Origin of the sequence: [Actinomadura] parvosata subsp. kistnae, from assembly GCF_900323885.1 — a bacterium.
GTDB classification, from domain to species: domain Bacteria; phylum Actinomycetota; class Actinomycetes; order Streptosporangiales; family Streptosporangiaceae; genus Nonomuraea; species Nonomuraea composti.
The window spans coordinates 1-5,044 of record NZ_OOHJ01000026.1 but is presented as its reverse complement, the minus strand read 5'-3'; the positions used below and the strand labels follow the sequence as shown (position 1 = coordinate 5,044).

Below are 5,044 nucleotides of genomic sequence, written 5' to 3'. Positions count from 1 at the left end.
AAGGTCTGCGGCCAGGTGCCGCCGTACCTTCAGAACGGATAGTGGCGGCGTCGCGGTGATCGCGCGGCGTGTGTAGCGGACGAGGATCTCGGTGAACAGCGCTTCGAATTCTTCCTGCGCGGCCAGGGAGCTCTGGTCCTGGCGGCGGTGCAGCCGGATCAGGCGGCGGGCCAGAGGCGGGTCGTGGGGAGTCGGTACGGCGAAGGTGGGCCGGTACCCGGCGAGTTCCGTCAACAGCGCCGGCGGAAGGTAGAAGACTCGATAGTCCCACCCCTCGGCGATGCCGGGGCGGCCGGCGTGGACGGTGTCGGCGTCGAGAAGGAGCAGGCTGCCCGCGGGCGCGTGCTCGGTGCCGCCGCGATAGCGGACTGCTTCCACCCCGCGCTCGATCGCCGCGATGGCGTACTCGCTGTGCGCGTGCGGAACGAAATGATGCGTACGGAAGGACGCCGTCACCAGACGCATGTCGTCGCGGCTGTAGCGGTGCTCAACGACGTCCTTCACGACTGCCTTTGTACCGGACGTCGCCCGAACCCCGAACAGCGGGAGAGAGGACGGGCTCGTCACCACACCGGCCTTCTCTGCAGTACGTGCGGGACCCGCTGCGACGGATCGGCAGCGAGGTCGAGGCGCTGGTCCGGAGGCGCGTCTTCTGGAAGCCGTCGCGGGCGACGTGCACGGCGGCGGCGTTGCGGATCTTGGCCTGCGCGGTGAGGTCCGCATGCCGCACGACGCCGCCGGTGGCGAGGAGGGGTCAGGGCGCCTGGAGCAGGGCCATGGCGAGCTCGTGCGGGCGGGTGGCGAAAGGGCTGTGGCTGCCCGGGATCGTCCGTACGGTGAAGGGGGTGTCGGGGAAGGCCGCGTCGGCTTCGGCGATCATGAGGTCCTGCGTGGCCGTCGGGAGGATGCGGTCGTCGGCGCAGCGGATGAAGGTGCGCGGGATGCGTCCCCAGCGCCCGGCCGTCAGCAGGACCGGCGTGGCGGGGATGGCCAGCGGCAGGTCGGGGCTGAGTGTGGAGCGCCAGCGCCCGAAGCGGTTCGCGGGCGTGTCGTGGAAGTGCGCTTGCCGCAGCTCCTCGACGTAGGCGGGGTCGGTGGACAGCGGGTTGATCCGGACGGCGCCGAGTGCTCCGGCGTCGCCGAGGAACAGGCCTTGTCCCAGCGCGGTGGCGTTCTGCGGCGCGTTGAGGTAGTCGAAGAAGCGCGGCCGCCCGCCGGGGACGAACGCGGACAGGTAGACGATCCGGTCCACCAGCTCGGGCGCCCGCTCGGCGGCGAGCGAGGCGGGCCCGCCGGCCGCGCTGTGCGCGACGAGCACGACCTGGGAGTGGTGGCGGAGGCGGCGCAGCGTGTCCACGATGGCGGCGGCGCAGTCGTCCATCGTCACGTCGGCCAGCTCGGACTTCTCGGTCAGCAGGCCGGGCTGGCCGGGCAGCAGGTATCCGCTGGGCAGCGGCGCGTCGAAGCCGTGCCCGGGCAGGTCCACGGCCACGCTCGCGACTTGGGGCCCGGCCAGCGCGCGCTGCGTGGCCGCCCACTGCCCGGCGCCGCCCCAGGCGCCATGGACGAAGACGAAAACGGTTGTGCTCATGTCGTCCATCCCAGCCGATGACCGACGGCGTCATCCATCTCAAGATATGGCAGGCTGAACGACGATACACAGGAGATATCACAGGAGGAGACACTGGTGGAGGCCCGGCACCTGCGGTACGCGCTCGCGCTCGCCGAGCACGAGCACTTCGGCCGTGCGGCGCAGGCGCTGGGGATCGCGCAGCCGCCCCTGTCCAAGCAGATCGCCGACCTGGAGCGCGAGGTCGGAGCCCGGCTGTTCGACCGTACGCGGCAGGGGGTGTTCCCGACGGCGGCGGGGGAGGCGTTCCTCGTGCGGGCGCGCCGGGCGCTGGAGGAGATGACGGCCGCCACCGTCGACGCGGGGCGGGCGGCGCGCGGCGAGACGGGGCGGCTGCGCCTGGGGTTCGTCGCCTCCGCGCTGCTGGATCTGCTGCCCGTCGTGCTCGGCCGGTTCGGTCGCGAGCGGCCCGGCGTACGGCTCGAACTGCACGAGATGGCCACCAGCGGCAGCACGGCGGCGCTGGTCGCCGGCGAGCTGGACGTGGCGATCACCCTCGGCCCGCCCCGGGGCGCGGGGGCCGAGCGGCTGCTGTCCGTGCCGATCGGGCACGATCACCTGGTCGCCGTCGTGGGCACCGCGCACCCGTACGCGGGCCGGCCGTCGGTGAGCGTGAGCCAGTTGCGCGACCAGCGGCTCATCGTCTCGGCCGCCGGCGACGAGCCCGCCGTCGCCGCCGTGCTGCGCACGCTGCTGGGCGCGGACTCCCCCGCGCTGACCACCGCGACCGCCGCCAGGGACGTGCACACGATCGTCGGCCTGGCCGCCTCGGGCGTCGGCGTCGGGCTGGGGCCCTCGCGCATGGTGTCGGCTCCGCGTCCGGGCACGTGGTTCTGCGAGGTGACGCCGCGCGTCCCCCTGCCCGACCTGGTCCTGTCGTTCGCCGCCGCGGACCGCTCCCCCGTGCTGGCCGCGTTCCTCGACGTCATCCGGCGCCACTGCCCCATCGTCGACGCCGCTCTCGACCACCGCCTCCGCGTCCTGCTGGACACGTGAAGCGCCGCGGATCGTGGCCGGGGCGCCGGCGGCGGGCACGGTCGAGTTCGGCTTCATGCGAGACACGGCTGTCGCTGACCGGATTCGTGACGTCGTCGTCAATGGACGGCACCTCGCCGGCGGCTGGTGGGCGTGCTCACCGCGCCACCTGACGTGCCATCGGTTCCGGCTCGCGCTGCGTGGTGGGCCGCGGCGTTCCGGCTGCCGGCGGGCGCCGCCGGAAGACACCGAAACCGAGGAGGACGACCGTGCCGGCCAGGCACAGCCAGGCGAAGGCGTCCCCGATCACGCGGTACGGCGTGGTGACGCCGCGGACCGGCACGTCGACCAGCCAGAGGTCCTGATCGACCAGGGTGTTCTGGGTGGACAGCACATGGCCCTGGTTGTCGAACGCCGCCGACCAGCCGACGTAGTCCTGCCGGACGAGTGAATAGCCGTTCTCGATGGCGCGCAAGCTGGCCATCTCGGTATGCACCCGGCCGATCTCCGGCCAGTCGCCGCCGGGCACCAGCATGATGTCGGCATCGGCACGCATCATCGCCGGGAAGTCGGCGTCGTAGCAGATGACGCCGGCGAGGCGGCCGTAGGGCGTGCTGACGACCGGGGCGACACCGTTGCCGGGCCGGTACGGCTCCATGCCGGGAACCGGGTGCGACTTCTGATAGGTCCATAGGACAGTGCCGTCGGGGCCGATCAGGTGGGTCTCGTCCCGGCTGTCCTCCGGGTTGGGCAGGTGGACGTTGTCGGCGACGAGCAGGTAGATGTGCTCCTGGCGGGCGACGCTCCGCGCCTGGGAGAGGAGCGCGGGCAGGCCGGCGTGGGAGACGTAGGCCGCGTTCTCCGACCAGATGACGATCTTCGCGCCGGCCTGGGCGGCGCGCCGGGTTCTGGCGAACAGGTCGTCGATCACGGCGGTGGACTCCGGTTTCACGGTGTCCGGATCGAAGCGCGGCAGCGCGCCCTGCCCGGCGGACACCTTGACGTCCGGGCGGCCGAGTGCCGTCATCTGCTGGTGGATCAGCGCCATGTCGGCGTTGAGGCCGGCGATGCGGACGGTCCGCGTGGTGTCCACCGGGAACCACGCCGTCCGTGCGGCGCCACCGACCACCACGACGGCGAGCAGCGCGATGTAGGCGCCCACGACGCGCGCGGTGCGCCACGACGGCGGATGCTCCCAGGCCCAGTTCACCACGGTCGCGCAGCCGCCGATGAGGAAACCGACGCCGTACGAGCCCGTCACGGCGGCCACCTGCAGCAAAGGGAGGTGGTCGAACTGGGTGTTGGCGAGCAGGCCGATGACCGTGCCGAACGGGGCGAACGTCCCCAGCAGGAACTCGGACACGACCAGCGCCATCGGGAACAGCAACAACGCGCCGGCCGTCCCGAGGCGCCGCGCGAGCAGCCGATCGGCGACGTAGGGCAGGGCGAGCACGGTGCCGAACGTCAGACCGGCCAGCACCGTTGTCCCGTTCATCGGCACGGCCATCTGCCAGATCCAGAACATCGCGCCGGCCCAGGACGCGAGCCATACCAGGACCAGGCCGCCGAGCGGGCGGCTGGTGCGCGCGAAACGCAGCAGGAACACCGGAAAGAGCCACGCGGCCGGCGCGATGTCCCAGCGTCCACCCACCGCGAACAGGGCCACCACCGTGCCGATGACCAGCCACAACCAGCGTCGTCGAACGTTCACGACCGTACTCATCGAATCCCTCCCGTTACCTGAATGAGCGCCGGCGCCGAAGCGACCGGCTCGCCTTCCCGCGCGGGCCGGCCTGCGACGGGGGACCAACGGCCCGCACCGGACGGGGCCTCGGCGCGCTGGGCCGCGTTCTTGACCGGCGTCGCCCCGCGTCGCGCGCGGCGCGCAGCACCCGCAGTGCGCCGGCACGATGAGGTCGTTCTCGTGGCGGGGCACGGCGGCCGGGAACGGCGAGGCGACGTGGAGCACGTAGTCGCAGCCCCGCACCGCGCTCGCCGTCGCAGGATGCAATGCGCCCCGACGAAACCCGGGCCTCCGATGACCGACACCGACTCGCCGCTCATGCCTTCTCGCTCCCCCGCACTCGGTCTTCTCGCGTGGACCCGGCCCCGGACCGGGATGTGACCTTTGCGCCTCGTACTGAGACACCAATGTATTGTTATGAGACTTTCACGTCAAGACAGCGATGTCTCAATCTGGTACTCTGCTACTCATCATGGAACCGGCAACCTCTCCCAGCAGCAGCAAGAGCTCCCCGCGCTTCGACCGCACCTCCGCCGCGATCCTCGACGCCGCGGCCCAGGTCTTCTCCGAAGAGGGCGCCGGCGCGAACCTCGCCACCGTCGCCGTCGCAGCCGGCATCAGCCGCGCCACGCTGTACCGCTACTACGCCAACCGTGAGGCCTTGCTCGACGCTCTCAAGGCCGACGCCCTCGACG

The 5,044-nt window shown here is 71.9% G+C and carries 5 protein-coding genes; 2 read left to right on the top strand and 3 right to left on the bottom strand.

The annotated features are described in order from the left end of the window. Together KIS93_RS54620 and KIS93_RS54615 are read right to left on the bottom strand one after the other, a co-directional pair. The coding region (locus KIS93_RS54620; protein ID WP_186405016.1) for an AraC family ligand binding domain-containing protein at positions 1–504 on the bottom strand (504 nt) is incomplete at its 3' end. Between the two features lie 250 nt (positions 505–754). Next, the gene (locus tag KIS93_RS54615; RefSeq protein ID WP_222108023.1) at positions 755–1,591 is read right to left on the bottom strand and encodes an alpha/beta fold hydrolase; all 837 of its coding nucleotides are present in this window, start codon (positions 1,589–1,591) and stop codon (positions 755–757) included. Positions 1,592–1,687: 96 nt separating this feature from the next. Between KIS93_RS54615 and KIS93_RS54610 the strand changes: the two genes are divergently transcribed. After that, complete coding sequence (locus KIS93_RS54610; RefSeq protein ID WP_080038373.1) at positions 1,688–2,626, top strand: LysR family transcriptional regulator; 939 nt, start codon at positions 1,688–1,690, stop codon at positions 2,624–2,626. Positions 2,627–2,762: 136 nt separating this feature from the next. On the opposite strand, the gene KIS93_RS54605 is transcribed toward KIS93_RS54610, so the two are convergent. Continuing rightward, a complete protein-coding gene (locus tag KIS93_RS54605) occupies positions 2,763–4,316 on the bottom strand; it encodes a nitrilase-related carbon-nitrogen hydrolase (protein ID WP_222108022.1) in 1,554 nt (517 codons plus the stop codon). 505 nt (positions 4,317–4,821) lie between these two features. Between KIS93_RS54605 and KIS93_RS54600 the strand changes: the two genes are divergently transcribed. Then, on the top strand, positions 4,822–5,044 hold a 223-nt coding region (locus KIS93_RS54600), incomplete at its 3' end, for a helix-turn-helix domain-containing protein (RefSeq protein ID WP_186405015.1).

Coding starts and splice junctions, on each gene's coding strand:
- KIS93_RS54615 (WP_222108023.1), bottom strand. CDS start 1,591: ATGAGCACAACCGTTTTCGTCTTCGTCCATGGCGCCTGGGGCGGCGCC.